General features: G+C 63.8%; 21 protein-coding genes. 11 read left to right on the top strand and 10 right to left on the bottom strand.

What is annotated here, in order from left to right; genetic code table 11:
* Positions 1-4 precede the first annotated feature (4 nt).
* The 10 genes from PRN20_RS16185 to PRN20_RS16140 all read left to right on the top strand — a co-directional run bounded on the left by PRN20_RS16185 (position 5) and on the right by PRN20_RS16140 (position 12,149).
* Entirely contained in the window at positions 5-928 is a 924-nt protein-coding gene (locus tag PRN20_RS16185) for a carbohydrate ABC transporter permease (RefSeq protein WP_273958578.1), read from the top strand.
* On the top strand, positions 925-1,824 hold the full coding sequence (locus PRN20_RS16180) for a carbohydrate ABC transporter permease (protein WP_273958577.1): 900 nt from the start codon (positions 925-927) through the stop codon (positions 1,822-1,824). Before PRN20_RS16185 ends, PRN20_RS16180 begins: the two co-directional genes overlap by 4 nt.
* 710 nt (positions 1,825-2,534) lie before the next feature.
* Positions 2,535-4,331, top strand: a complete 1,797-nt coding sequence (locus tag PRN20_RS16175; protein ID WP_273958576.1) for an ABC transporter substrate-binding protein — start codon at positions 2,535-2,537, stop codon at positions 4,329-4,331.
* A 66-nt stretch (positions 4,332-4,397) separates the two neighbouring features.
* A complete protein-coding gene (locus tag PRN20_RS16170) occupies positions 4,398-5,396 on the top strand; it encodes an ABC transporter permease (RefSeq protein ID WP_273958575.1) in 999 nt (332 codons plus the stop codon).
* A gap of 21 nt (positions 5,397-5,417) precedes the next feature.
* Positions 5,418-6,317 (top strand): ABC transporter permease, encoded by a 900-nt coding sequence (locus tag PRN20_RS16165; protein ID WP_273959038.1) that lies wholly within the window; start codon positions 5,418-5,420, stop codon positions 6,315-6,317.
* Positions 6,318-6,322: 5 nt separating this feature from the next.
* Positions 6,323-7,342 (top strand): ABC transporter ATP-binding protein, encoded by a 1,020-nt coding sequence (locus tag PRN20_RS16160; protein WP_273958574.1) that lies wholly within the window; start codon positions 6,323-6,325, stop codon positions 7,340-7,342.
* Positions 7,343-7,346: 4 nt separating this feature from the next.
* Complete coding sequence (locus tag PRN20_RS16155; protein ID WP_273958573.1) at positions 7,347-8,213, top strand: ABC transporter ATP-binding protein; 867 nt, start codon at positions 7,347-7,349, stop codon at positions 8,211-8,213.
* Between the two features lie 150 nt (positions 8,214-8,363).
* Entirely contained in the window at positions 8,364-9,329 is a 966-nt protein-coding gene (locus tag PRN20_RS16150) for a mannonate dehydratase (protein WP_273958572.1), read from the top strand.
* Between the two features lie 10 nt (positions 9,330-9,339).
* The gene (locus PRN20_RS16145) at positions 9,340-10,167 is read left to right on the top strand and encodes an NAD-dependent epimerase/dehydratase family protein (protein ID WP_273958571.1); all 828 of its coding nucleotides are present in this window, start codon (positions 9,340-9,342) and stop codon (positions 10,165-10,167) included.
* 119 nt (positions 10,168-10,286) lie between these two features.
* Positions 10,287-12,149, top strand: a complete 1,863-nt coding sequence (locus tag PRN20_RS16140) for a glucose/sorbosone family PQQ-dependent dehydrogenase (protein WP_273958570.1) — start codon at positions 10,287-10,289, stop codon at positions 12,147-12,149.
* A gap of 63 nt (positions 12,150-12,212) precedes the next feature.
* Here the strand turns inward: PRN20_RS16140 and PRN20_RS16135 are convergent, their stop codons facing one another.
* The 3 genes from PRN20_RS16135 to PRN20_RS16125 all read right to left on the bottom strand — a co-directional run bounded on the left by PRN20_RS16135 (position 12,213) and on the right by PRN20_RS16125 (position 14,322).
* Complete coding sequence (locus PRN20_RS16135; RefSeq protein ID WP_273958569.1) at positions 12,213-12,968, bottom strand: Crp/Fnr family transcriptional regulator; 756 nt, start codon at positions 12,966-12,968, stop codon at positions 12,213-12,215.
* 562 nt (positions 12,969-13,530) lie between these two features.
* Positions 13,531-13,848 (bottom strand): hypothetical protein, encoded by a 318-nt coding sequence (locus PRN20_RS16130; RefSeq protein ID WP_273958568.1) that lies wholly within the window; start codon positions 13,846-13,848, stop codon positions 13,531-13,533.
* A 108-nt stretch (positions 13,849-13,956) separates the two neighbouring features.
* Entirely contained in the window at positions 13,957-14,322 is a 366-nt protein-coding gene (locus tag PRN20_RS16125) for a hypothetical protein (protein ID WP_273958567.1), read from the bottom strand.
* 1,859 nt (positions 14,323-16,181) lie between these two features.
* Between PRN20_RS16125 and PRN20_RS16120 the strand changes: the two genes are divergently transcribed.
* Entirely contained in the window at positions 16,182-16,313 is a 132-nt protein-coding gene (locus PRN20_RS16120) for a hypothetical protein (protein WP_273958566.1), read from the top strand.
* 16 nt (positions 16,314-16,329) lie between these two features.
* Here the strand turns inward: PRN20_RS16120 and PRN20_RS16115 are convergent, their stop codons facing one another.
* The 7 genes from PRN20_RS16115 to PRN20_RS16085 form a co-directional block, all read right to left on the bottom strand.
* Positions 16,330-17,289, bottom strand: a complete 960-nt coding sequence (locus tag PRN20_RS16115; protein WP_443112576.1) for a formylglycine-generating enzyme family protein — start codon at positions 17,287-17,289, stop codon at positions 16,330-16,332.
* Between the two features lie 16 nt (positions 17,290-17,305).
* Positions 17,306-17,935 carry a YidH family protein gene (locus PRN20_RS16110; RefSeq protein ID WP_273958564.1) on the bottom strand — a complete coding sequence of 210 codons (630 nt, stop codon included), beginning with the start codon at positions 17,933-17,935 and terminating at the stop codon, positions 17,306-17,308.
* A 136-nt stretch (positions 17,936-18,071) separates the two neighbouring features.
* The gene (locus PRN20_RS16105; RefSeq protein ID WP_273958563.1) at positions 18,072-18,968 is read right to left on the bottom strand and encodes a bile acid:sodium symporter family protein; all 897 of its coding nucleotides are present in this window, start codon (positions 18,966-18,968) and stop codon (positions 18,072-18,074) included.
* A gap of 11 nt (positions 18,969-18,979) precedes the next feature.
* Entirely contained in the window at positions 18,980-21,301 is a 2,322-nt protein-coding gene (locus PRN20_RS16100; RefSeq protein ID WP_273958562.1) for an arylsulfatase, read from the bottom strand.
* Between the two features lie 50 nt (positions 21,302-21,351).
* Positions 21,352-21,585 (bottom strand): hypothetical protein, encoded by a 234-nt coding sequence (locus PRN20_RS16095; RefSeq protein ID WP_273958561.1) that lies wholly within the window; start codon positions 21,583-21,585, stop codon positions 21,352-21,354.
* Positions 21,586-21,599: 14 nt separating this feature from the next.
* A complete protein-coding gene (locus PRN20_RS16090; RefSeq protein ID WP_273958560.1) occupies positions 21,600-22,571 on the bottom strand; it encodes an HAD family hydrolase in 972 nt (323 codons plus the stop codon).
* Between the two features lie 78 nt (positions 22,572-22,649).
* Positions 22,650-24,194 carry an arylsulfatase gene (locus PRN20_RS16085; RefSeq protein ID WP_273958559.1) on the bottom strand — a complete coding sequence of 515 codons (1,545 nt, stop codon included), beginning with the start codon at positions 24,192-24,194 and terminating at the stop codon, positions 22,650-22,652.
* Between the last annotated feature and the right edge of the window lie 44 nt (positions 24,195-24,238).

Below are 24,238 nucleotides of genomic sequence, written 5' to 3'. Positions count from 1 at the left end.
ACCAATGTCAGCCGCAGATACTGCCGCCGACGTGCCGTTGCCGGCACGCAAGAAACGCTTCAACCGCAACGAGGTGCTGGCGGCGCTGATCTTCGTTCTGCCCTTCGTCGTCGTCTACGCCGTGCTGTTCATCTACCCGACGCTGCAGATGATCTGGCTCAGCTTCCACAAGGCGCCGCTGATCGGCCCGGGCACCTTCATCGGCTTCGACAACTATCTGAAGCTGTTCAAGGACAAGCTGTTCGGCGTGGCGCTGTGGAACACGGTCTACTTCGTGATCCTGACGGTGGTCCCCGCCACCATGGTGGCGCTCGCCATCGCCGTCGGTGTCAACCGGCTGAAGGGCTGGATGCAGTCGCTGATCCTCGCCTGCTTCTTTATTCCGTACATCCTGCCGGTCTCTGTGGTGTTCCGCGTCTGGGGCTGGATGTTCGACAGCCAGTTCGGCATCCTGCAGCCGCTGATCGCCCTCGTCGCCGGCGACAACGTGCCAGTGTTCCGCACCCTGCCGCTGTTCATGCCGACGGTCGCCTTCATCACCGTCTGGTGGACGATCGGCTTCAACATCCTGCTTTTCATCGCCGGCCTGCGGAACATCTCACCCGAGATCTACGAGGCTGCCGCGCTCGACGGCACGCCGCGCTGGCGCCAGTTCACCCGCATCACCTGGCCGCTGATCTGGCCGATCACGGTGCTGGTGCTGACCATCCAGCTAATCGCGCAGTTCAAGATCTTCGACCAGGTCTACCTGTTCGGCAACGGCGGCCGCTCGGACGCCACGATGGGCCTCGTCCAGCTCATCTATCGCAGCGCCTTCCAGAAGAACAACGGCGGCTACGGCGCCACCGTCGCGGTGGTCCTGTTCCTCGTGATCGTCGTCTTCTCGGTACTGCAGTTCCAGATGCTCCGCGCGCGAGGTAACAAATGAGCTCGGTCGCTACCACTCCCGCAGCCGGGGAGATCGCCGGCCTCAGCCCGCGCAAGCGCAAGGTCATCAAGGCGCTCGACGTCTTCGGCCTGATCGCCACCGTCATCACGGTTCTCGGCGCGATCTTCTGGGCCTTCCCGCTCTACTGGGCGGTCGTGACGACCCTCAAGGTCGAGAACGACATCGTGCAGCCCGGCATCCAGCTCTGGCCGCAGCGGTTCACGCTCGACGCCTACACCCACGTGCTGTTCAACACCAAGATCGGCACCTGGTACATCAACTCGCTGGTGACGGCGGCCTCGGTCACGGTCGGTGTCGTGCTGATCTCGTCGCTCGCCGGCTATGCCATCAGCCAGCTCAACTTCCCCGGTCGCCGCATCCTTTGGTGGATCATCCTCGCCAGCTTCATGATCCCCATTCCGGCGCTGATCGTGAACCACTTCGTGCTGATCAGCCAGTTCAAGCTGTTCAACAGCTGGCTCGGCGTGATCCTGCCCCAGCTCGTCTACGGGCCGGTGACGGTGATCATCTACAAGCAGTTCTTCGACTCCGTGCCCAGGGAACTGCGCGAGGCCGCCAAGCTCGACAACGCCAACGAGTTCCAGATGTTCTTCCGGCTCTACCTGCCGATGAACTGGGGCATCACCACCGCGCTCGCCATCATCACCTTCATCGGTGCCTGGAACCAGTTCCTGTGGCCCTTCCTCTCGGTCACCAACGAGCAGATGATGAACGTGACGGTCGGCATCACGCAGGTCACCGACGCCTTCGGCGTGAAGTATGCCCGCGACCTCGGCAGCGCCATCCTCGCCGGCCTGCCGGTGGCGATCGTGTACCTGATCTTCCAGCGGCGCGTCACCGAAGCGATCATGCTTTCGGCCGGCATCAAGGGCTGACGAGCCCGACATCGTGAAATCCCGAGGGTGCGGAGCGACAGCTTCGCACCCATTCTGCGTCAGCCTGCCTGCAACGATGCACGTCTGCGTGATCATCGCACATGATTTTTCTGATTTAGTACACTCCACGAACCAAACGGAAAAAACACCGTAAGTTCAAAGCGCTTTGCGGGGCGCTGGCCCCGAGCGGGAGCACCCTTGTCTGGTAGCCTACCATTCCAGCTGTTGACTCACTCGATTCCGCTGGCTAACGCTTGAATTATTGGGAGAAATCGCCGGGCGGGCCCAGGAGGGGTCGGACGGCAGAATTGGTGGGGGAGACGCCAGGCCAAATGCAGCAGGGTATGAACTAGGTCGTCCGATGGGCAGGACGGACAGACCGCATAAGTGAAACGCGGCCGCCCCGATGGCGGTCGGTGATTTCTTCGCTCCTGGTCCACCATGGACCGCAGCGACTTCAGCCAAAGTCCGGAAATGCCGCACGGCCCCTTTGGGCCGGTCGAACCAGCCTAGTCGTCTCGCGGCATGCGCGGACCGTTCATTGGTCCGCTGCTGGCAGGGCCCGTCCCCACCGAGCAAGAGAACAAGATAACGAGCTTGTCTTGGAGGTGAGGAGGACGTTCGGGGCAAACGCTACCCCCGACAGAAGAAGGTCAGCCGATAAGGCGACCAATGCCCATCCATTCGACGGTCAAGGGAGAACCAGTCACATGGTCAAACGTAGAATAGTAACAGCTGCATTGCTGGCGCTCGGCGTCATGTCGATGCCTATGGCAGCGCTGGCGCAAAGCCCGCTCGCCGCAACTGCGCCCAAGGAAATCGTGCCGGCCACACCGCTGCCCGACGTGCCGCGCAACCAGACGGTTGTCCTCGGCTGGGGCGTGGCTCTGTCCTCGCCGATCGGCGTGACCAACCCGTGGGCCCTGCCGGGCTACACCCACCAGGAAGGCAATGCCTTCATGTGGGAGCCGCTGATGTACTTCGCCATTTTCAAGGGCGAGTATGTTCCGTGGCTGGCCGACAGCATGGAATACACCGACGACACGTTCACCGCGCTTGAGATCAAGCTGAACAAGGACGCCAAGTGGTCCGACGGCACGCCCGTCACCTCCGCCGACGTCAAGTTCACGTTCGATGGCCAGCTGAACAATTCCAAGCTGCCCTACAACGCCCACTTCACCCAGTTCGTCGCTTCGACCGACATCGTCGACGACCTGACCGTGAAGGTGAACTTCAAGGCCCCGGCTCCGCGCTTCAAGTTCGAAGTGCTGACCGAAAAGTTCGATACCGGTATCCCGATCGTTCCCTCGGCATTCCTGTCGTCCAAGCCGGACGTGAACATGGAACCCGGCTCGACCGAAATCCCGCACTCGGGTCCGTATGACCTGGTGGCGTGGAACGCCAACCAGAAGATCTTCGACTACCGTCCGGACTGGTGGGCCGTTAAGGCCGGCCGTATCGCCGAGCCGGCCGTCAAGCGCGTCATCATTGCCAACATCACTGGCGTCTCGATGGACACCGTCGCCCAGCGCGTCGTGAACAACGAGTTCGACTCCGCCCTCGACATGCGCTCCTCGGTTATCGGCAACATCCTTGCCCAGAACCCGGAGATCACCACCCACACCGGTTCCGAGTCGCCCTTCGGCTATCTCGACTGGTGGCCGAACTCGCTCTGGATGAACACCCAGCTCGAGCCGTACAACGACGTCCGCGTCCGCCGCGCCATGGCCCTGGTCATCAACCGCGACGTGATCAACGACATCCTGTACGAGGGTGCCCAGATCGCCACCATCTACCCGTTCCCGCTCTATCCGAACCTGCAGGCTTTTGCTGACTCGCCCGCCGTCAAGGCGCTCGAGGAGCAGTACCAGCCCCGCCTGTTCGACCCCGAGCAGAGCGCGGCCCTCATGACCGAAGCCGGTTTCACCATGAACGGCGACGGCCTGTGGGAAAAGGACGGCAACACCGTCGACGCCACCATCCAGGGCTTCGAAGGCATCCATAGCGACATCGTTCCGATCCTCGTGGAAATGCTCCGCCAGGCCGGCTTCGACGCCGCCATCAACTTCGGTCCCGACTCCTACCAGAACATGGCAGACGGCAAGGCCGGCCTGTACATGTTCGGCCACGGCGCATCGCTCTACGACCCGTTCGAGGCTCTGAACCTCTTCCACGGCAAGTACAGCGAAGCCATCGGCACCTCGGCCGGCAACAACCGCTTCTCGCGCTACTCGAACCCCGAGTACGACCAGATCCTGGACTCGATCGCCCCGCTTTCGTCGGACGATCCGGCCTTCCAGGAAGGCGCTGCCAAGGCCCTGGGCATCTACTGGCGTGACCAGATCGATATCCCGATCATCCAGTGGCTGCACCGCATCGCCTACAACCAGCACTACTGGAAGAACTGGCCGACCGCCGAGAACCCGGCAATGGGCACGAACGGTGCCTTCTGGGCTCATACCGGCCTGCTGGTCATCACGTCCCTGCAGCCGACCGGCGCGCAGTAAGTCGTCCCGACATCGGAGTGCGCGTTCGCGCGCACTCCCCCTCTTCATGGTGCCGGAGTTGCCCAAGTGAACTTCAAGCTGATCGCAAAGCGCCTGTCTTTCCTGGTACTGGTCATTTGGGCCGCGTCGACGATCGTATTCTTCATTCCCCGCCTGAGCCCGCGTAACGCCATTCGTGAGCGTTTCGCCGAGCTCGCCCGTTCCGGCGGCTTCTCGCCGGGCGACCTCGAAGCCATAATCGCCAGCATGAACCAGCAGTTCGGCCTCGATAAGCCGCTGCTCGAGCAATACTGGAACTACCTCGGCAACGTGATCCGGATGGATTTCGGCTACTCGCTGAACCGCTATCCGTCGACGGTTACCGACATCATCGCCCAGGCCCTGCCCTGGACCTTCTTCCTGCTGCTGGTCACCACCATCCTCAGCTTCGTCATCGGCAACCTGCTCGGTGCGCTCTCGGCCTGGCCGAAGGCCCCCCGCTGGGTCCGCTCGGTCGCCACGCCCTTCGTGCTGCTGACCGGCGTGCCGCCCGTGATCATGGGCGTGCTGCTCCTGTTCTTCATCGGCTTCCGTCTCAAGATGCTGCCTCTGGGCGGCGCCTACTCCATCGGCGTGGTGCCGAACTGGTCGTGGGAATTTGCCTTCGACCTGCTGCGCCACCAACTGCTGCCGGCCCTGTCACTGATCCTCGGCTCCGTCGGCGGATGGGTGCTCTCGATGCGTGGCATGGGTGTCACCATCCAAGGCGAGGACTACGTGAACTACGCCGAGCACAAGGGGCTCACTGGCGGACGCATCTTCCGCGACTACTACCTGCGCAACACGCTGCTGCCGCAGGTTACCGGCCTCGCACTCGCGCTAGGCACCGTCGTCACCTCGGCCATTATCGTGGAAGGCATCTTCGGCCTCCCCGGCCTTGGCACGGTGCTCAACAACGCCATCCGCTCGAACGACTTCCCCACAATCTACGGCATCGTGCTCTTCATCACGATCGCTATCGCCGTGCTGATGGCCGTCCTCGAGTTCATCTACCCGCTGCTCGACCCGCGCGTGCGTAACCAGTAGGAGCCCGGACAATTGACCACCGTGATTGCAACCGCGGCGCCTGAAGCCGACATCCAGCAGCCGAGCCGCCTGACCCTCATCCTGCGGTATTTGAAGCGCAACAAGGGTCTCGCCATCGGTCTCGCCATCCTGCTTGCGCTGATCCTGTTCACCGTCATCGGCATGCTGACGATCAACCCCAAGCAGGCCTATCCCCTGTCGGTGGCCACCAAGAAGCCACCGAGCCTGCAATACCCGTTCGGTACCGACTTCTTCGGCCGCAACCTGCTCGCCGCCATGGTGGTGGGCATGTGGCAAACCGCCATCATCGGCCTCATCGCCGGCGGCATCGGCACCTTCATCGGCGTCGTGCTCGGCTTCATCTCGGCCTATTTCGGCGGCTGGGTAGATTCGACCATCCGCACCATCTGCCAGATCCTGACACCGATCCCGGTTCTCCTGATCCAGGTCGTCGTGGCCGGCTCGCTCGACAAGCGCGACGTCACCATCATCACCATGGCGCTCATCGTCGTGATGCTCGCCTGGATGGGACCGACGCTCGTCGTCCGCGCCCAGGTGCTCACCATGAAGGAGCGGCAGTTCGTGTCCGTCGCCAAGCTCAGTGGCGTCGGTGACCTGTCGATCATCTTCAAGGAAATCCTGCCTAACCTGTTGCCGTTCATCGCGGCGGCCTTCGTCGGCCAGGTGTTCTCTGCGGTGTTCGCGTCCTTCTACCTCGCCGTGCTCGGCCTCGGCCCGCTGCGCGAACCGCTGCTCGGCAACATAATCTGGGCCGCCCAGTTGCAGGGCGCCTTCTTCAACGGCTGGTGGTGGTGGCCCATTGCCCCCTCGGTCGCCATGATCCTGATCCTGGGCTCGCTTGCCCTGATCAACATGGGTCTCGACGAACTGGCCAATCCGCGCGTGCGGCGGACGGAGTAATGACCATGAATCTCGCAACCACCGAAGCCGCCGCCGGCCGAAACGCGCGTCCCGGTACGGCCGAACCTGTCCTGCGCGTCGACGATCTCGTCGTCACGTACTACACCGATCTCGGCCGCGCCCGCGCGCTCGACAATGTCAGCTTCACGCTCCACGCGGGCCAGAAGATGGGCATGGTCGGCGAATCCGGCTCGGGCAAGTCCACCCTTGCCCTTGCCATGATGCGCATGATCAAGCCGCCGGGGCGCATCGAAGGCGGAAACGTCTGGGTCGGCGGCACCGACCTGCAATCCCTCGACGAAGAGGGCATGCGCAAGGCGCGTCTTTCCAAGATCGCCTACATCCCGCAGGGCGCGATGAACTCGCTCAACCCGGTGATGCGCATCGGTGCCCAGATGGTCGACGCCATCAAGTCGCACACGCGGGGCGAAAGCCGTTCCTCGATCGATGATCGCATCGCCCACGCGCTGCGCTCCGTCGATCTCGACCCCGGCGTCTCCCGCATGTACCCGCACGAGCTGTCGGGTGGCATGAAGCAGCGCGTCTGCATCGCCATCGGCGTGCTGCTGAAGCCGCAGGTGATCATCGCCGACGAGCCCACCAGCGCGCTCGACGTGGTCACCCAGCGCCAGGTCATGGAAACCATCGACCGGGTGCAGGACGAGCTCAACGCCGCCGTCATCCTGATCGGCCACGACATGGGCCTGATGGCCCAGACCATGGACCAGGTGGCGGTGATGTATGCCGGCCGCCTCGTCGAGGTCGCGACGGTCCGTGAAATGTTCACCGACCCCAAGCACCCCTACTCGCAGGCTCTCATCTCCAGCCTGCCCACGCTCGACAACCGCGGCCAGTTCAAGGGCATCCCGGGCCTCGCCCCGTCCCTGCTCCGTCTGCCTTCGGGCTGCGCCTTCCACCCGCGCTGCCCCTTCGCCTCGGATCGCTCCAGGGCGGAAAAGCCGAAGGTGAACGTGCTTCCCGGCGGCCGTCTCGTGGCCTGCCATCTCTACGACCAGGAGTCCTGATCCGATGTCCAAGACCCCTCTCCTGGAAATCAAGAACGTCACCAAGGTCTACCAGCGCGGCCTGTTGTCCTCGCATGCCAAGATCGCGCTCAAGGAGTTTTCGCTCACCCTTATGGAAGACGAGCCGACCATCCTGACCGTCGCCGGCGAATCCGGCTCGGGCAAGACGACGCTCGCCATGCTGCTGCTCGGCTTCATCACGCCAACGACAGGCGAGATCCTCTACAAGGGTCAGAACATCGTCTCACTGCGCGGCCCGGATCGCATGGCCTATCGCCGCGAAGTGCAGGCCGTGTTCCAAGATCCGTTTGCGGTGTTCAACCCGTTCTACACGGTCGATCACCTGCTCACGGTCCCGATCAAGCAGTTCAAGCTGGCCAAATCCGGCAAGGACGCGCGTAACAAGATGGATGAGGCGCTGACAGCCGTCGGCCTTCGCCCCGAGGACGTGCTCGGCCGCTTCCCGCACCAGCTCTCGGGCGGCCAGCGCCAGCGCATCAACGTCGCCCGCGCCCTGCTGCTGAAGCCGCGCCTCCTGATCGCCGACGAACCGGTATCGATGGTGGACGCCTCGCTGCGCGCCAACATCCTCGAGTCGCTCAAGAACCTGCACACCCAGCACGGCGTCACCATCATCTACATCACGCACGACCTGACCACGGCCTATCACGTGGCGGACTCGATCACTGTGCTCTACCGCGGCGACGTGGTGGAAAAGGGCGACGTGGAGACGGTTATCCGCAACCCGCAGCACGCCTACACACGCCTGCTCGTCGACTCGATCCCGTGGCCCAATCTCGACCAGAAGTGGGGCCAGCACTCGATCCGGTCCAAGGAATCGCAGGCCGAGTTCCACAGCGAGACGACCTGAGGCCGGTGCAGGCGCTCGACCTCCTTTGCATCGGGCGGCCGACCCGCCCGGTTCAGCACTGCCATCAACTGACGTTGTAACGGCCGAACGGCCGCCATTCATTTCCCGAGCCGCCTGTGCGCGGCCCGCATCTCCGCCCCAGGATAGAAAATGCTCGAGATCGCCGAGGTCATCCCTCCAAAATACTCCCCCGTCTGGAAGCTCGCCAAGCAGTGCGGCGTCGACCTCGCCGTAGCCGGCCTGCCCTTCGACAGCCTGCAGGCCAACGAGCGCGTCTCGTCGCTCAGCGCGCTGCAGCGCATGAAGGACGAGTACGAAAAGGGTGGCTACGAGATCCGCGTCATCGAGAGCCGTCCGCCGCTCAACCTCGCCAAGCGTGGCCTCGAGGGGCGCGACGCCGAGATCGATGTCGTCTGCGAGCTCATCACCAACATGGGCAAGCTCGGCATCCCGGTCTGGTGCTACGAGTGGATGACCGATTTCAACTGGGTCCGCACCAACATGGCGCTCCCGAGCCGCGGCGGCTCCGTGGTCACCGCCTTCAACGTCGACGACGTGCCGGATTCGATCACCTCGAACCCGCCGATCTCGGAAGAAAAGCTCTGGGAGACGCTGGAGTATTTCCTCCGCCGCGTGCTCCCCGTCGCCGAGAAGGCCGGCGTGAAGCTCTCGATGCACCCCGATGATCCGCCGATCACCCCGATCAAGGGCGTTTCCCGCATTATGCGCACAGTGCCGAACTTCCAGCGACTCGTCGACATGCTGCCGTCCGACTACAACACCATCACGCTCTGCCAGGGCAACTTCACCCTGATGACGGACGACCTGCCCAAGGTCATCCGCGGCTTCGGCAAGAAGAACATCAGCTTCGTCCACTTCCGTGACGTCGCGGGTGTGCCGACCAACTTCCACGAGACCTGGCACGACGCCGGCAAGACCGACATGCTCGCAACAATGAAGGCGTATAAGGACATCGATTTCGACGGCGTCCTCCGTCCCGATCACGTCCCTACCGTCGAAGGCGACAGCAACGAACACGCCGGCTATTCCGCCTTTGGCCGCCTCTACGCCATCGGCTACATCCGCGGCCTCCACGAAGCCGTCTATAAGGGCTGAGATTTCAAAAATGAAGATTGCACTCACCGGGTCATCCGGCGGCGTCGGCCGCGCCATCATCACGGAAGCCCGCCGCCAGGGTCACGACCTCGTCTGCATCGACCGTGTCGCCGCGCCCGAGACCGAAGAGACCAAGGGCCTGCATTTCATCCAGGCCGACATGGACGAGTACGACAAGCTCGTCGCCGCCTTCGCGGGATGCGATGCCGTCATTCACATGGCGGCCATTCCCTCCCCCGGCCGGCACCCCGACCATGTCGTCCACAACAACAACGTCGTGGGTAGCTACAACGCGCTCCAGGCCGCTGTCGAAAACGGCATCATGCGCATCTGCCAGGCGTCGAGCGTCAACGCCATCGGCCACTCCTACAGCCGTGACCCGCGCTACGACTACTTCCCCATCGACGAAGAGCATCCGAACTACTCGGAGGAGCCCTACAGCCTGTCGAAGTGGATCTGCGAGGCGCAGGCCGATGCCTTCGCCCGTCGCTGGGAAGACATCTCGATCGCCTCGATGCGCTTCCACTGGGTGGTGCCCGAGCGGGAACTCGCGGCGAGGAACTTCACCCTCGACGCCCCGGCGCCCGGCAAGCACCTGTTCGCCTACACCCGCTTCGATGCGGCGGCGCGGGCGTGCCTGCTGAGCCTTGAGGGCCGGTTCAAGGGCCACGAGGCCTTCTACATCGTGGCACCCGATACAACGGCCAACGTCCCCAGCCTCGAGATCGCCCAGCGTTTCTTCCCGGGCGTCGCGATCAAGGGCGACATGAGCGGCCGCAAGAGCTTCTTCAACTCCACCAAGGCCGAACGCATCCTCGGCTGGAAGCACGACGCTTAGTCCCAGCTGGTCGCGGGCGTTTTCATGCCCGCGTCCTCCTGCGTCCGATGGCTGCCGGTCCCACGGAACGGAGCGGTCGGTTCAGGTATTATTTTGATCAATTGCCATTGGAGGAACGCATGAGACTTTCCGCAACGTTAGCCTTTGCCTCCATCCTGCTCATCGCAGGAGCCGTCGCCCCCTCCTTCGCCCAGAACCCTCCGGACTCGGCCGTCACCGGCACCAAGCAGTTCGAGGTCAGGGAGCTCACCAATGGCCTCGAGGGCCCGTGGGAGGTTACCTGGGGTCCGGACAACTGGCTCTGGGTCACCGAACGAACCGGCGGCAAGATCACCCGCGTCAATCCCGAGGACGGGACCAAACAGGTAGCGATCGACATAGAGGAAGTCTCGGCACCCGGCGGACAGGACGGTCTGCTCGGTCTGGCGCTTGATCCAGGCCTGCTGCAGGACACCGGCAACGACCACGTCTATGCCGCCTACACCTACGTGGATACCGCGCGCGGCGGCGTGCCGTGGGTCACCGACCCCGCCAGTCCCTACCACGACCTCTTCACCAAGATCGTGCGCTTCACTTTCGACAAGGACGCGGGCACCCTCGGCGAGGCGAAGGAAGTGATCGCCGGCCTTCCCGCCTTCAACGACCACAATTCCGGCCGCCTCAAGCTCGGCCCCGACGGCAAGCTTTACTACACCATCGGCGACGGCGGTAAGGACCAGCTCGGCAACTGGTGCATCCCCATCGAGGCCCAGCGCCTGCCGACCGCGGACGAGGTGGGCGCCAGCAACTGGATCGCCTACCAGGGCAAGTCGCTGCGGCTCAACATCGATGGCTCGATCCCCGAGGACAACCCGGAGATCGAGGGCGTCAGGAGCCACGTCTTCACCTACGGCCACCGCAACATGCAGGGCATCGACTTCGGCCCCGACGGCACCCTCTACGCGTCCGAGCAGGGCCCCAAGACCGATGACGAAGTCAACGCCCTCGTCGCCGGGGGGAACTACGGCTGGCCGCACGTCGTCGGCTTCAGGGACGACAGCGCCTATCAGCGCGCCCGCTGGGTCGACGCCACCACGCCCTGCGCCCAGCTGACCTTCTCGGACATCAAGATCGATCCCTCGGTGCCGGTCGAGGACGAGACCAGCTGGCCCAACGAGATGCAGGATCCCGTCGCGACCCTGTTCACCGTGCCCAGCGACTGGGACTTCACCGACCCGGCTTGCGGCGGCATCGACTTCATCTGCTGGCCGACCGTCGCCACCTCGTCGATGCAGGCCTATTTCCCCGCAGCCGGCGAAGGCATCCCGGGCTGGGAAAACTCCCTGCTGGTCACGACGCTGAAGCGCGGCTCGATCTACCGCATCCCGCTCGACGCCGACGGCAAGACGGTCGCCGGCCCGATCGAGCGCTACTTCCAGTCCGAGAACCGCCTGCGCGACATGGCCCTCAGCCCCGACATGAAGACCATGTACGTGGCGACCGACGTCAGCGGCCTCGTGGGCACCATGGATGGCGGCGCCGGCACGACCCTCCAGAACCCCGGCGCCATCCTCGTCTACACCTATACCGGTGAGGGCGATGGCGCCGCCGCGGCAACGACGGAACAAACCCCCGCCGCCGGCGACGCTGCCACCGTCGGCGCATCCGGCGAGCCCGTAAGCTTCACCGCCGAGCAGGCCGCCCGCGGCAAGACTGCCTACGACGCCAACTGCGTCTCGTGCCACGGCCCGGACCTGATCAGCGCCAACTACGGCCCGCCCCTGGCAGGCGCCTATTTCGATGGCAAGTGGATGGGAAAGACTGCGGCGGCTCTCTACACGCACGCGCACGATCGCATGCCGCCGTCCCGCCCGGGACAACTGGGCGACGGAACTTATGCCGACCTCGTGGCCTACATCCTGCAGGTGAATGGCCTGCCCGTGGGCGACGCCGAACTCCCGACCGACCTTGCGGCCCTCGAAAAGATGGTCATCCAGAACTAATCGGCAGATCCGGGCAATGAAGGGCTCCCTCGTCGGGAGCCCTTTTGCTTTGAGGCGCGCGAACTAGCCGACCTTGTGGCTCGCGTGCCTGATCTCTTCGACCGGCTGCGGGTGGTAGTCGCCCATCAACGCCTCGTACTCGCGCTCGGCGACGCCATAGGCGCCATTCGTGAACTGCGCGAGGCCGTTGCGGTTGACGATGGAAACCACGCCACGCATCGTCCGGATGAGCCCGCGGGCCTCGAGATCCTGCAGCGCGCGGGTAACACCCGCCCGCCGTACCGCCAGCATGACGGACAGGAACTCGTGCGTGATCTGGAAGGACTCGCCGAGCCGGTCACCGACCATCAGCAGCCAGCGCGCCACCCGCTGCTCAAGCAGCAGCAACCCGTTCGCCGACGCGGTCGACGCCACCTGGATCGCGAACGCCTGCGCATAACGCATGAACAGGTTGTGTAGCGACGGGCTTGCCCGCATGGCTTCCCGAAGATTGTCGGGGTCTATTCGGATGGCACTGCCAGCGCCTTGCACGAAGGTCGAGAACGGGCTGTGTTCAGCACCGTGGACGACCGCAAGACCTGTCATGCCTTCCGGGCCGATGAGCCCCACTTCGATGATGCCGCCGTCAGCATCGTCTGCGACAACCGAAGCAAAGCCTCTCTCGATGAAGTAGATCGAATCCACTTCCCGATTTGCTACTTCGAGTGCGTTGTGTGGGGCCAGATCAATCCGTTGCAAGGGCCCAAGCAGGTCCAGATCGAAATCTGGAAGCCTCGCCAACAGCCCGTTTTCGAACCGAGGGGAAATAATCGACAACATGCGCTCCCTGTCGTGGAGCGACCACCCTTTGCCGTCCGCAGGACAGCGGCCAACGCGTACACGCGTCAGAACGGTTTCGGGTAACCGCTCATGCCAAACCTACGATCAGGAGAATCTGCCCCCCACGCAGTTCCCACGTGCTCCGGCGCCACATGGCACGTAGCCATGTCGAAGCACTGACGGCTTTCTGCCGTCTCGGTACCAAGTCGGCGGCGGGGCGGTTACGCTGCTCCGCACTATGGCCCTGGGGCTGCAGGGTATCACCCTGCAAGTCACACCCAATTGTACACAAGTACTTCGCCGATACGTGCGCTTGCGCACATATGACTAGTCATGCCGACTAGTCCGTACGCTATAACACAAGCCTATTCAGATCAAGCACACCGTTACGACCAACATGAAATGAATTACTATGCCTTCGACACCAACTGTCGCTCGTCGTTTCCACGGCTGGAACAGTTTTGCGGACACCCATCACGACCGTCGTAAGTCCTGTCGCCCGCAAGCAAATCTGCTCCGGTCGATCGAGTGGATCGGTCGTTGAAGAAGGTCTTGACTGCCGCTAGTTGGTGCCCAGGACCTGGCGCCCGACAATGACGCCCCTGCAGGTATCGACCACGACCAGAAGCGTCTGGCCATGGCTTTCCACCTTGGCCTGCCACCGGCTTCCGATCGGACTGTTCAACCGGATGTTCTGGTAACCCTTGCTGGCGAGGAACTGCCGCATGCGGTTTGAAGTCATGCACGGGTGGTCGTCATCATCATCGTCGTCGTCGCTGAGGAGGCTCGTGGCCATAGCTGGGGGCGCGACGGGGTAGGCAATTGCGGGCAGCGCGGCCAGCGCCGCGAAGAGCATTGGTCTCAGACTTGAGGGGAGCATTGGAAACTGCCTCCGGTGCCGGTCACCGCCGGGTACTCCGGCGCTCCAGTGGGCGCCGGTGGCACGAAGGAGCCGCCGCTGCCGAAGCAGCGGCGGCCGTAGAATGGCTCACGGAGGATCGCCAATCCCGAGAGCGCGACGCTGCTCACGCGTCAGGAAGTAGAAGTCACGATCGTTGAGCGTGTCGCTACGCGGGAACGGCAGGATGGTCACGCCGTAGTTCAGCCGGCGGATGTTGCTGAAGCACCGGTTGCCCAGGGCCGCAGCGCGGTCATAGGCGTCCTGTCCTTCATCATCCCTGTCGATGAGCGACTTGTTGTCGAACCTCAGGCAAAGCCGCTCTGCGACCTGGAAGGGGGCAACGTCTACGACAACCGGTGCTCCCAGGTAGGTCTGTGCCATGGCCGGGGGTATGCCCCCCAGCGAGGCCGCGACGATGACGCCGGCGGCCGCAACTTTCAGACGAGAAGTCATAGTCCAGTTCCTTTCATGCCTCACTAGGTGGCCCACTTCAGGACCCATCTCTGCGAGTGCGCCGAGCCCCGGTGTGGAGCTGCAGCTGCGCTCGAGCGGCCTCAATTCGAGGCCTTGGCTACCGGACGAACGGACGAAAGGAATGATGCCGCCGCGCATCCGATCCATAAGCTCCAGCCCGAAACGTGCCGGAGAATTCAGATGTGAGGCGGGCACCTGGGTGCCGGATTTGTGGACGCCGCCGGAGTTGCGCGGTGTCGGGGGCCCTGGCGATCTCTCGCTGTCGCCTAGCGTGGTTCTGGGACCACTATGCCGGCGGCCTGATTGCCCTGGAGCACCCAAAGCTCCGGCTCAAGCGAACTGGTGAGGGCGAGTGCGTCGAGCCCGCAAAGGTAGGCGCCCTGCCCGAGCGCCTGCCTTGACGTCCCCTGCGCCAATGTCCGGGCTGGCACTGCCGACAAGCCAACAAGCATCCTACGCATCAACGTATCTCCAGCTCGGTGGTTGGATCCGCCGCCAGGCAGTATGGCCCGCGATGGCGGCTTGAGGGGTGGCCATCCGGACGGCAGGGCCTCCGCCCGGATGGCCTATCGACCCTATGCAGTTTCCGACCGAGGGTTGCGTCGGTCACTGGTGGCCTTGGGGGCTCGCGAGTCAGCGATGGGGAGCCACCTGGAAACATGGGCACGAGGTCGAACCGAACGAAGCCGAGGCCTCACATCTCAACCTCGTTCGACATGAACCACCCTATTTCCAAGTCTTAATGAAAACAGAAACCAAGATGGTATAAGTGTACCTGTTGTTCAATCAATTTTCAGACGATGGTGTGCGGTACCGGACGCGTATATCTATCATAGCACAGATCAAACAAGCTTGAACTAACCTTTGTTGTTCTTTGTTCGATACCGCACAATGTGAAATATCTCGAGAGTATTACTACCTATCATCGGAAAAACTGCGCTGCGAGACCGCCCGAGGGAGGGGGAGGAGTTGTCTCCACTCGCTGCGGCCTCGCAGCGCTCTCCAGGGTCCACGTAAAGAGGACCTGGAACGTCGTCGCGCTCGCTCCTCTCGCGGGAACGGGCAGCGAAAATTACGATTTCCGGAGCGCAGGCCCGACGCGCCGATATCTGATGCTGTCACTAAGCCACTGGGATCACGAAGATTTCGGCACGTGGCAAAGCGGTGGGGCGGGCAGTTCTTCAGCGTGTTCGGCGAAGCGATGGAGAGTCAACCAGCCGCCGGCGCTCAGTGTCCAAGCGCACGTTGGCAGCGCGGAAGCGGCCACAGGGATCGAACTGCTAGTACAGCCCGTACACACTGGGGTCGGGAACGTCCCGGGTCCACCCGTCGAACGACGGCTTGCTCCTGCGGAAGCAGGGATCCGAGAAGTCGATGCACCTGCCACTACGGCACACATGGTAGCGATCATACCCGATCTGCTCCACGTGCAGATACTCGTAGCAGGCAAACCTGCAACCTCGCTCGACCTGTCCGGCAAAGGCGGACGGCGTCCATAGGATTACAACAAGCCCGACAAGCGACGCGAGACGACTGGCAGTCATTCGTTCCTCCGATCTTGTATGCATCGCCGGACAACGGCGCCGGCTCGGTCGATTACTTTCGCCGGCACCACCGGATTGGCGGCAAGTTCCGCCAGGCCGTCAATTATGTGGAAATATTGCATGGCGTTTGGACTTGAGCTCCGGGCCGGCGGCCCCATAGTGAGCTGCCTCACTCCACACCCGGCACAGGCCGGCTGACGATCCGCCCTCCGTGCGCGACGGCCCCGCGCCACCGGATGGCGCCATTCGGTCAGGGCGACGTAGCCGCCCGATGCCGGAGCGAGGAGTATCTGCATGCCAGTCCTTCCCGGGCGTTCCACATTTCGAACCATGGTGGCGGTCATCGCCGTCGCCCTGGTGATCGCCTTTGTTTCCTCCACCCTGGTGCTCGCCAGATCGGCGGGCCCTGTCCTGCTGGGTTCCTAAGGACGGCGCCGGCCGGTTACCTGCCCGGCCGCACCACGCAACGGAAACCCAGGTGCGAAGTGGACGTGTCGACCGGCTGCGCCATCCGTGCTGCCGGCCGGTACCGCCGGCAATAGTTCGGGGCGCACAGGTGCGAGCCGCCCTTGGTCACCCGGCGCGGCAGCTGCACACCCGGCTGTCGGCCATCGAAGCTGCCCTCGCGCGTGCCCCCGTGGGGATTGATGGCCAGGTGCGGCATGTGCTGCGGCGTGTACCAGTCCTGCGTCCACTGCCAGACATTGCCGGCCATGTCGTAGAGCCCGTACCCGTTGGCCGGATAGCTCCCGACCGGCGCCGTGCCTTCGAACCCGTCCTCGGCCGTGTTGAGATAGGGGAACGTCCCCTGCCAGGTGTTGGCCATGTGGCGTCCGTCGGGCGCCATCTCGTCGCCCCACACGAATTCCGCATGGTCGAGCCCGCCGCGCGCCGCGAACTCCCATTCGGCTTCGGTCGGCAGCTCCTTGCCGATCCAGCGCGTATAGGCCTCGACATCCTCGAGCGCCACATGCACCACCGGATGCTCGGCCAGCCTGTCTATGCTGGTATGCGGCCCGCCCGGGTGTCGCCAGTTGGCGCCCCGCACATAGCTCCACCAGTTGTAGTGGTTGCGCATGTCGACCGGACCGAGCGGCCGGCTGAATACGGTCGACGCTGGCTCGAGCAACTCCGGCAGCGCGCCCGGGTAGTCGTCGGGATTGGCCGGCCGCTCGGCAAGCGTCACGTAGCGCGTTGCCGCGACGAACGCTTCGAACTCGCGGTTGGTCACCGTGTACCGATCGATCCAGAACCCGTCGACCGTCACCCGATGCGCCGGCGCCTCCTCGGGATAGTGCACGTCGGAACCCATGGTGAAGGTGCCGCCCGGGATCCAGACCAGGCTCTCCGTCGGAGGGGCGCCCTTGGATCTCACGCGCTCCTTCGCTGCTGCCGATGTCATTATCTGTCCCGCCTGCTCAGAAGAAGGGGCCGACCTGGAAGACCATGCTGGTAATGGCGGAAACGCCGATCGCCAGCAGGACGAAGGCCGTGATCAATGTGAACGAGATGGGGAAGTGGCTCTGGGCGTAGACCAGCCCTTCCCTCTGCATGTCGTCGCGCTCGTAGCGCAGCCCGAGCATGAACTGGATGTGGTAGATGATCCCGACGATCAGAAGCAGGATGCCGAGTCCGACCAGGGTCACGCCGAAGTTCCGCGCCGCATGCTGGCCCACTTCAATCGTGCCCGTCTGGGCCAGTCCCCGGATCAACTGGAAGATCGTAAAGCCGAAGCTGATGAGCGACAGGGACGTGCGGATCACCGACATCAGGGTCCGCTCCGCGCTCAGCCGTGTGCGCTGGAACGACATGCCGGTCCGCCGCATCGACATCTCGGTGCGCTCGCCCGAAAGATCGGTGCGGAACTCCGAGAGGTCCGTGCGGTGTTCCGATAGTTCCGTGCGGTGCCGGCTGAGGCCGGTGCGGTGCTGGGAGTATTCGACTGAGGCTACGTCCGGCTTGCTGAGGTCCACCACGGGCATCGCCGGCAGCGGCGGCGCCTTGAAGCGCTCGGGCCGCACTGGCGGCTGCTGAAGGGGGAGGGCCATCGTCCGTCCTCACTCAAGGCGGAACGAGTCCGCTAGAAAGGCCGCCCGGCCGATAGTCTGCCGAGCGGCTTGAGTGAGGCGCTATCAGTATCGGGAGAGCGGCCTTCCGTTCTGATGAAGGCAGAAGCCCGCAGTCTTATCTAATTGGCGGGAAATGCCGGGGGGTTTTGTCCGCTTTTTGTTGAGGTTCCGGCGTCGGCAGCAGGTGCATCCACCGCGTGTACGGCATGGCCATTACCGCCCCCACAAGCAGATGCCAGATGACCACCGCGGCAACCAGCGTCACCTGTTCGGAGTTCGCCGCGGCCACGGCGATTGCGATGCCCGGATGCCGGGCGGCGGTGGCCGTGGCGAGGACGAGCCTGTCAGCGGAGGTCGGCCCTCCCAGGAAATGGCCCACCACAATCCCCACGAGGGCAAAGATCACGAGCGCCCCGAGCACCCCGTTCCCGACCATCGACCACATCCTGCCCCACTCGAATGCAGCGACAGGGATGAACGCGAGGACGAGCAGCACGAGGCCGAGCGTCGATATCGGCTTCACCAGGCGCCGCGCGAGACCGGGATAGAGGTCGTGCACGACCATGCCGGTGACGAGTGGCAGTGTCACGGTGAGCGCCAGCGTTCCGGCGATCTCGGGAGCATCGGCCTTGGCGCCGGCGACCACGCTGATGGCCATGAGACCCAGCGGGACCACGGCGACGGCGAGGAGTGCCGTGATCACGAGCAGCGAGATGGCATAGGCATGGGTTCCCCCTCCCCTGGTCTGGGTCAGCGGCAGGAAGGGCGGCATCGGCGACAGCGAGAGCGCCAGCAGTGCAACACCGATCGGCCCCCGCATACCGAACGCGATCACCAGCACGACCGCGACCACCGGCATTACGATATGCATCGAGAACACCGACCGCAGCAGCGCCCCGGGACGACGGACCAGGTAGGCGGCATCGTTGAGGCTCGCCCCCAGCCCCAGGCCGAGGACGACGATTGCGATGCTCACGTTGAGGACGATCAGCAGCATTTGCGCTACGGTCATGCTGCCCTCCGCTAGTCGCGTGCGATGGCGGCCGCCAGGTGCGCCTCGACATCGATGTAGGCATCCTTGCCCACGTCGAAGACGACGCGTCCCAGCTTTCCGTCGGTGAAGTCGAAATTGGGCTCGTACTCGCTCGAGACGGCGTCGCCGCCGTCACGGCCGATGCACAGCCCCTCCCCGGTGATGGCGAAGTGCCCGGTCATCGTCCGGATCTCGCTCTGGGCCACCACCTTGTCGTCGATATACAGCTTGGCCGGCCCGTAGGACTCCTGGAACGAGCCCGAGCGCTCCTTGGTGAACTCGACGCCCACCACGTGCTCGCCGGATTTGGGCGCCTCGCCCACCAGCTTCTGCTCGGGCGCGATGCCGAGGAAGTTGTAGGAGTAGTAGACCTTACCGTCCTTCACGAACAGCGAGTGACCGCCAAAGCGCGAGCCATGGGCAAAGATCACGCCCTGGGTCCTTGGGGTGAACTCGATGTCGGCCAGCACCTTGAACGAAACGCCGTGCGTATTGGCGGCCGAGCGCTCGGGAACTTCGCTCGTTCCCGGATAGTAGACGAACTGCCCGCTCTCCGGCACCGGCGGCTTGAACTCCATCTTGAGCAGTCCCATCAGCCCCAGGTCGGACAGCGGCAGGACGTTGTATTTCTCGGCTTCCGTCGTCCAGAGGGCGATCAGCTTCTTCAGCCGGTCGGGATACTGCTCGGTAAGGTCGCGGGCCTCCGAACGGTCGACTTCGGTATGAAAGAGCTGCCAGCGATCCTTGTCGAAGTGCCCCAGGTCGGTCATCGGCCCGTGCTCGGTCACGGCCTTCCAGCCGCGATGCCAGATCCCGCGCGTGCCCAGCATCTCGTAGTACTGCGTTTCCTTGCGTGTCGGCGCGTGCGGCTGGTCGAAACTGTAGCGCATCGACACCCCCGGCAACGGCACCTGCTCGTAGCCGTCGACCGTCTTGGGGAAGCTCACGCCGCAGCAATCGAGGATCGTGGGCACGATGTCGGTGCAGTGGTGGTACTGGCTGCGCACCTGCCCGCGCGCCCTCATCCCGCGCGGCCAGCTGATCACCAGCGGGTCGGCCACGCCGCCCTGGTACGAGTAGCGCTTGAACATGCGGAAGGGGGTCGAGAACGCCGCGGCCCAGCCCGTGGGATAGTGGTTGTAGGTGTCGGGCGAACCGAGCTTGTCGATCAGCATCAGGTTCTGCTCGATGTCGTCCGGATAGCCGTTCGCGAACTTGCCCTCGTTCACCGAACCGTTCGGTGACCCCTCCCCGGAAGCGCCGTTGTCGGCGCAGTAGATCACCAGCGTGTTGTCGAGCTGGCCGGATTCCTCGAGATACTCGACGATGCGCCCCACCTGGCTGTCGGTGTACTCGGAGAAGCCGGCATAGACCTCCGCCATGCGCGAGAAGAGGCGCTTCTCGTCGGCCGACAGCGTGTCCCACGGCCGCACCGCGTCGGCCGGGCTGAACGTGCCCTCGGCCATCGGATTGAGCGGGGTCAGTTGCGTTCCCTTGGGCATGATGCCGCGCTCGATCATCCGCGGCAGCGCCCACTCGCGATAGGCCTCGTATCCGTCGTCGAACCGTCCCCGGTACTTGTCGATGAACTCGCTGGGAGCGTGGTGCGGCGCGTGGTTGGCGCCCGGGCAGAACCACAGGTACCAGGGCTTGTCCGGCTCGGTCTGCCGGCTGTCGCGGATGAATTCGAGCGCCTTGTCGGCGAGGTCCTTGCTGAGGTGATAGCCCTGCTCCGGCAGGTAGGGCTGGTCGATGTAGTGATTGTCCTCGGCGAGGTCCGGGTACCAGTTGTTGGTCTCGCCGCCGACGAAGCCGTAGTACCGGTCATAGCCCTGGGCGAGCGGCCAGCGTTTCTTCGAGGCGCCCATGGTCCACTCGTCGACCGGGATGTTGTGGTTCTTGCCGACCCAGAACGTGCTCCATCCGGCCTCGCGCAGCACTGTCGCCATCGAAGCGCATTGCGGCGGGATGTGCGAGTTGTAGCCGGGGAACCCGCTTGCCGCCTCCGAGATGGTGGCGAAGCCGTTCTGGTGGTGGTTACGCCCGGTCAGGAAGCACGAGCGCGTCGGCGAGCAGAGCGCTGTCGTGTGCCACTGCGAGAACCGCAGCCCACGATCCGCCAGCTTCTTGAGCGTCGGCATCTCGATGCGCCCGCCGAACGGCTCCCAGGCCGCCAGGCCCGTGTCGTCGTAGAGTACGACCAGAACGTTGGGTGAATCCTTTGGCGCCTTCTTGGCGAGGAACGGCGTCCAATCGGGCTTGGAGTCCCGGATATCGAGGCTGATCTTGCCCTTGAACGTCGCGGTCGTCATCGCCTGCTCCTTGGCCGGTTACTTGCGTTGCTTGGCCCTGGAGAATGAGTTCATTCGTTCGCGCGGCTGCCCCTGGACTGCTTCGGACTCGCGTCCATCGTCCATGGCAGCAGGCCATCGCTCGCCACGATCGCCGCATCTGCAAGGCAGATCGGCCACGCCACCCTGTCGACCTCGACCACCGGCCGGCTCGTCTCCGGCACCTGCGCCGCGGCAAAGGTGAAGATGGCGAGGGACGCGACGGCGCTGCCGCACAGGAGGAGAACCCGGATAGAGAATTGCATGGCCCGCCTCCCCCTCATGCCGCGGCCTGCTTGACGTCGGCGCCAAACACCGTCCGCCAGTCGCTCTTCATGCTCACGACCGTGATGCCGTACTCATCGGCATGGTCGAGGGCCTCTACCAGGGGGCTCAGCTGAAACTCGCGATCGTATGCGAACTCGCGCTCGTCATCGTCGTGATGCAGCAGCAGCCCGAGACGCGGCCCGCCGCCGGTCAGCGTGTAGCGCAGCATGGCGAGGTCGCCGTCCGAGTTGCCGAAGGCGAGGATCGGCCGCCGCCCGATGTGGAGCGCAATGTTCTGCGGCTTCACCTCGCGGTCATCGAAGCTGCCGAGCTCGGCCTGCTTGACCACCACCGCCTTGCCGTCGCGGATCTCGAAGCTCGTCTTGTTGCTCGATCCCACGACCTGCTCCGGCGGGATGCCATAGGCGTCCTCGGCCAGCGCCCTTACCACATCGATCCCGCCGCCGGTCACGATGAAGTTCTTGAATCCATGTGCCTTGAGATAGTCGAGTAGCTCACGCTGCGGCTGGTAGGTCAGTTCCTTGAACAGCACCCCGAGCTTCGGGTGCCGCGCCCGGTCCAGCCAGGCGCGCGCCTCAACCTCGAACTCTTCCTCTGTATCGCCGGCATGCGCCGCGAGGCCAACCTCGAGCAGGCCACGCTTGCCGAAACGCTTCATGCTCTCGATGTCCCGGGCCAGGTACGACTTGAACGGCTCGCGATCCCTTAGCGACGGATCTCTCTTCGCCAGTTGATCGAGGCGCTCACCGGCAAAGTACAGTTGCACCTGCATCGGCTGCTCGCACCACAGAGTTCCGTCATTGTCGAAGGTCGCAATCCTCTGGGCTACCGGCACGAAATCGGGGCTGATCGGCACCGTCACGCGCTCGACGAAATCCATGATCGCCTGCTTGGCTGGGCCTTCGTTCCACGAAGCAAGCGGCGTGGTCGCCATTGCCGTGTGGGTATTGTCGTCACGTTCCATCGGGGGGCTCCGGTCAGTCTTCTGTTTCTGCCCTGATGGTACGGGGCGGCGTTGCGAGCGCCGCCCCGGAGGTATCGCTCAGTTGCCGCTCGCGGACGAGACGACAGCCTGATGTGCATCCTCGACGGTGAAGCTGCCGGGATGCTGTGCCGGTGGAAACTCCTTGAACGTATCGAGGAACTTCTGCACCGCCGCCTGCGCCGCATAGATGAAGTAGGCGTTGTGTATGAACCAGTCGTAATAGGTGTTCGAAGTGATATCGGCGAACTCGTAGGGGTCCGTCCGCAGGTTGAAGAGCTTGGGCAACCTGAGCTTGGTGAAGGGCTCTGCCCAGACCTGCATCGTGCCCTTGGCCCGTTGCTCCATGAACACCATCTTCCAGTTGTCGTAGCGCATGGCCAGCACGTCGCCATCGTCCGAGAAGTAGAAGTAGACGTTGCGTGGACTCTCCTTGGACTTGCCTGCGATGTAATCGCCCAGGTCGAACCCGTCGATGTGGTTCTTGTAGGTCCTGCCATCACCGGACTTGTAGCCCTTCTTGAGTTTGTCGATGATGTCGGGGGCACCAGCCATGGCGAGGAACGTCGGCAGCCAGTCGTGGTGTTGCACGATGCCGTTCGCCACCGAGCCCGCTGCCACATGGCCCGGCCAACGGATCAGCAGCGGCACCCTGAAGGCACCTTCCCAGTTGGTGTTCTTCTCCGAGCGGAACGGCGTCATTCCACCATCCGGCCACGAGTTTCGGTGCGGACCATTGTCCGTCGAGTACTGCACGAAGGTGTTCTCGGCGATCCCCAGATCATCCAGTAGATCGAGCACCTGCCCGACCAGCTTGTCGTGGTCGATCATCGTGTCGTGGTACGGCGACTGCCAGCGGCCCGCCTGCCCGAGGCTCGATTTCTTGGTGTGCGTGAACAGGTGCATGTGGGTCGTGTTGAGCCACACGAACCAGGGCTTGCCGGCTTTCTCGGCGCGCTTGATGAAGTCCGTTGCTGCAGCGGCGAAGTCGTCGTCGCAGGTCTCCATCCGCTTCGTGGTCAAGGGGCCGGTATCTTCGATCTTCTGCTTGCCGACCTTGCCCCAGCGCTCCTGCACGGTCGTATCGTCTTTGTCAGTCGCCCACGAATGGATGACGCCGCGCGGACCGAACCGCTCGCGGAAGTTGGGGATCTCCTCTTCCGTGGGGTAGTTGTACATCTCCGGCTCTTCCTCGGCGTTGAGGTGATAGAGGTTGCCGAAGAACTCGTCGAACCCGTGCACCGTCGGCAGGTGCTTGTTGAGGTCGCCGAGGTGGTTCTTGCCGAACTGGCCCGTTGCATAGCCCTGGTCGCGCAGCAGCTGGGCGATGGTAACGATGCTGTCCATCATCCCCTGCGGTGCCGCCGGGACGCCGACCTTGCTGAGACCGGTACGATAGACGCTCTGTCCGGTGATGAACGCCGACCGCCCGGCCGTACAGCTCTGCTCGCCGTAGCTGTCGGTGAAGAGCATCCCCTCCCTGGCGATCCGGTCGATATTGGGCGTCCGGTAACCCATGAGCCCGTGCGTGTAGCAGCTCAGGTTGGACTGGCCGATATCGTCGCCCCAGATGACGAGAATGTTGGGTTTGTCGGTCTTTGCCATGTCGTCTCACTCCTTGATGTCGTCCGCGAGGAGTGAGGGTCCTC

The organism is Devosia sp. ZB163 (genome assembly GCF_028613635.1).
Classification (GTDB): domain Bacteria; phylum Pseudomonadota; class Alphaproteobacteria; order Rhizobiales; family Devosiaceae; genus Devosia_A.
This window is presented reverse-complemented; position numbering and strand designations above follow the sequence as displayed.

What these genes read in the sequence shown, in the direction of transcription:
- PRN20_RS16145 (WP_273958571.1), top strand. Translation starts at nt 9,340, where the DNA reads ATGAAGATTGCACTCACCGGGTCATCCGGCGGCGTCGGCCGCGCCATC.
- PRN20_RS16185 (WP_273958578.1), top strand. Translation starts at nt 5, where the DNA reads ATGTCAGCCGCAGATACTGCCGCCGACGTGCCGTTGCCGGCACGCAAG.
- PRN20_RS16115 (WP_443112576.1), bottom strand. Translation starts at nt 17,289, where the DNA reads ATGACATCGGCAGCAGCGAAGGAGCGCGTGAGATCCAAGGGCGCCCCT.
- PRN20_RS16135 (WP_273958569.1), bottom strand. Translation starts at nt 12,968, where the DNA reads ATGTTGTCGATTATTTCCCCTCGGTTCGAAAACGGGCTGTTGGCGAGG.
- PRN20_RS16160 (WP_273958574.1), top strand. Translation starts at nt 6,323, where the DNA reads ATGAATCTCGCAACCACCGAAGCCGCCGCCGGCCGAAACGCGCGTCCC.
- PRN20_RS16120 (WP_273958566.1), top strand. Translation starts at nt 16,182, where the DNA reads ATGCCAGTCCTTCCCGGGCGTTCCACATTTCGAACCATGGTGGCGGTC.
- PRN20_RS16140 (WP_273958570.1), top strand. Translation starts at nt 10,287, where the DNA reads ATGAGACTTTCCGCAACGTTAGCCTTTGCCTCCATCCTGCTCATCGCA.
- PRN20_RS16155 (WP_273958573.1), top strand. Translation starts at nt 7,347, where the DNA reads ATGTCCAAGACCCCTCTCCTGGAAATCAAGAACGTCACCAAGGTCTAC.
- PRN20_RS16090 (WP_273958560.1), bottom strand. Translation starts at nt 22,571, where the DNA reads ATGGAACGTGACGACAATACCCACACGGCAATGGCGACCACGCCGCTT.
- PRN20_RS16125 (WP_273958567.1), bottom strand. Translation starts at nt 14,322, where the DNA reads ATGACTTCTCGTCTGAAAGTTGCGGCCGCCGGCGTCATCGTCGCGGCC.
- PRN20_RS16130 (WP_273958568.1), bottom strand. Translation starts at nt 13,848, where the DNA reads ATGCTCCCCTCAAGTCTGAGACCAATGCTCTTCGCGGCGCTGGCCGCG.
- PRN20_RS16105 (WP_273958563.1), bottom strand. Translation starts at nt 18,968, where the DNA reads ATGACCGTAGCGCAAATGCTGCTGATCGTCCTCAACGTGAGCATCGCA.
- PRN20_RS16095 (WP_273958561.1), bottom strand. Translation starts at nt 21,585, where the DNA reads ATGCAATTCTCTATCCGGGTTCTCCTCCTGTGCGGCAGCGCCGTCGCG.
- PRN20_RS16175 (WP_273958576.1), top strand. Translation starts at nt 2,535, where the DNA reads ATGGTCAAACGTAGAATAGTAACAGCTGCATTGCTGGCGCTCGGCGTC.
- PRN20_RS16110 (WP_273958564.1), bottom strand. Translation starts at nt 17,935, where the DNA reads ATGGCCCTCCCCCTTCAGCAGCCGCCAGTGCGGCCCGAGCGCTTCAAG.
- PRN20_RS16085 (WP_273958559.1), bottom strand. Translation starts at nt 24,194, where the DNA reads ATGGCAAAGACCGACAAACCCAACATTCTCGTCATCTGGGGCGACGAT.
- PRN20_RS16150 (WP_273958572.1), top strand. Translation starts at nt 8,364, where the DNA reads ATGCTCGAGATCGCCGAGGTCATCCCTCCAAAATACTCCCCCGTCTGG.
- PRN20_RS16100 (WP_273958562.1), bottom strand. Translation starts at nt 21,301, where the DNA reads ATGACGACCGCGACGTTCAAGGGCAAGATCAGCCTCGATATCCGGGAC.
- PRN20_RS16180 (WP_273958577.1), top strand. Translation starts at nt 925, where the DNA reads ATGAGCTCGGTCGCTACCACTCCCGCAGCCGGGGAGATCGCCGGCCTC.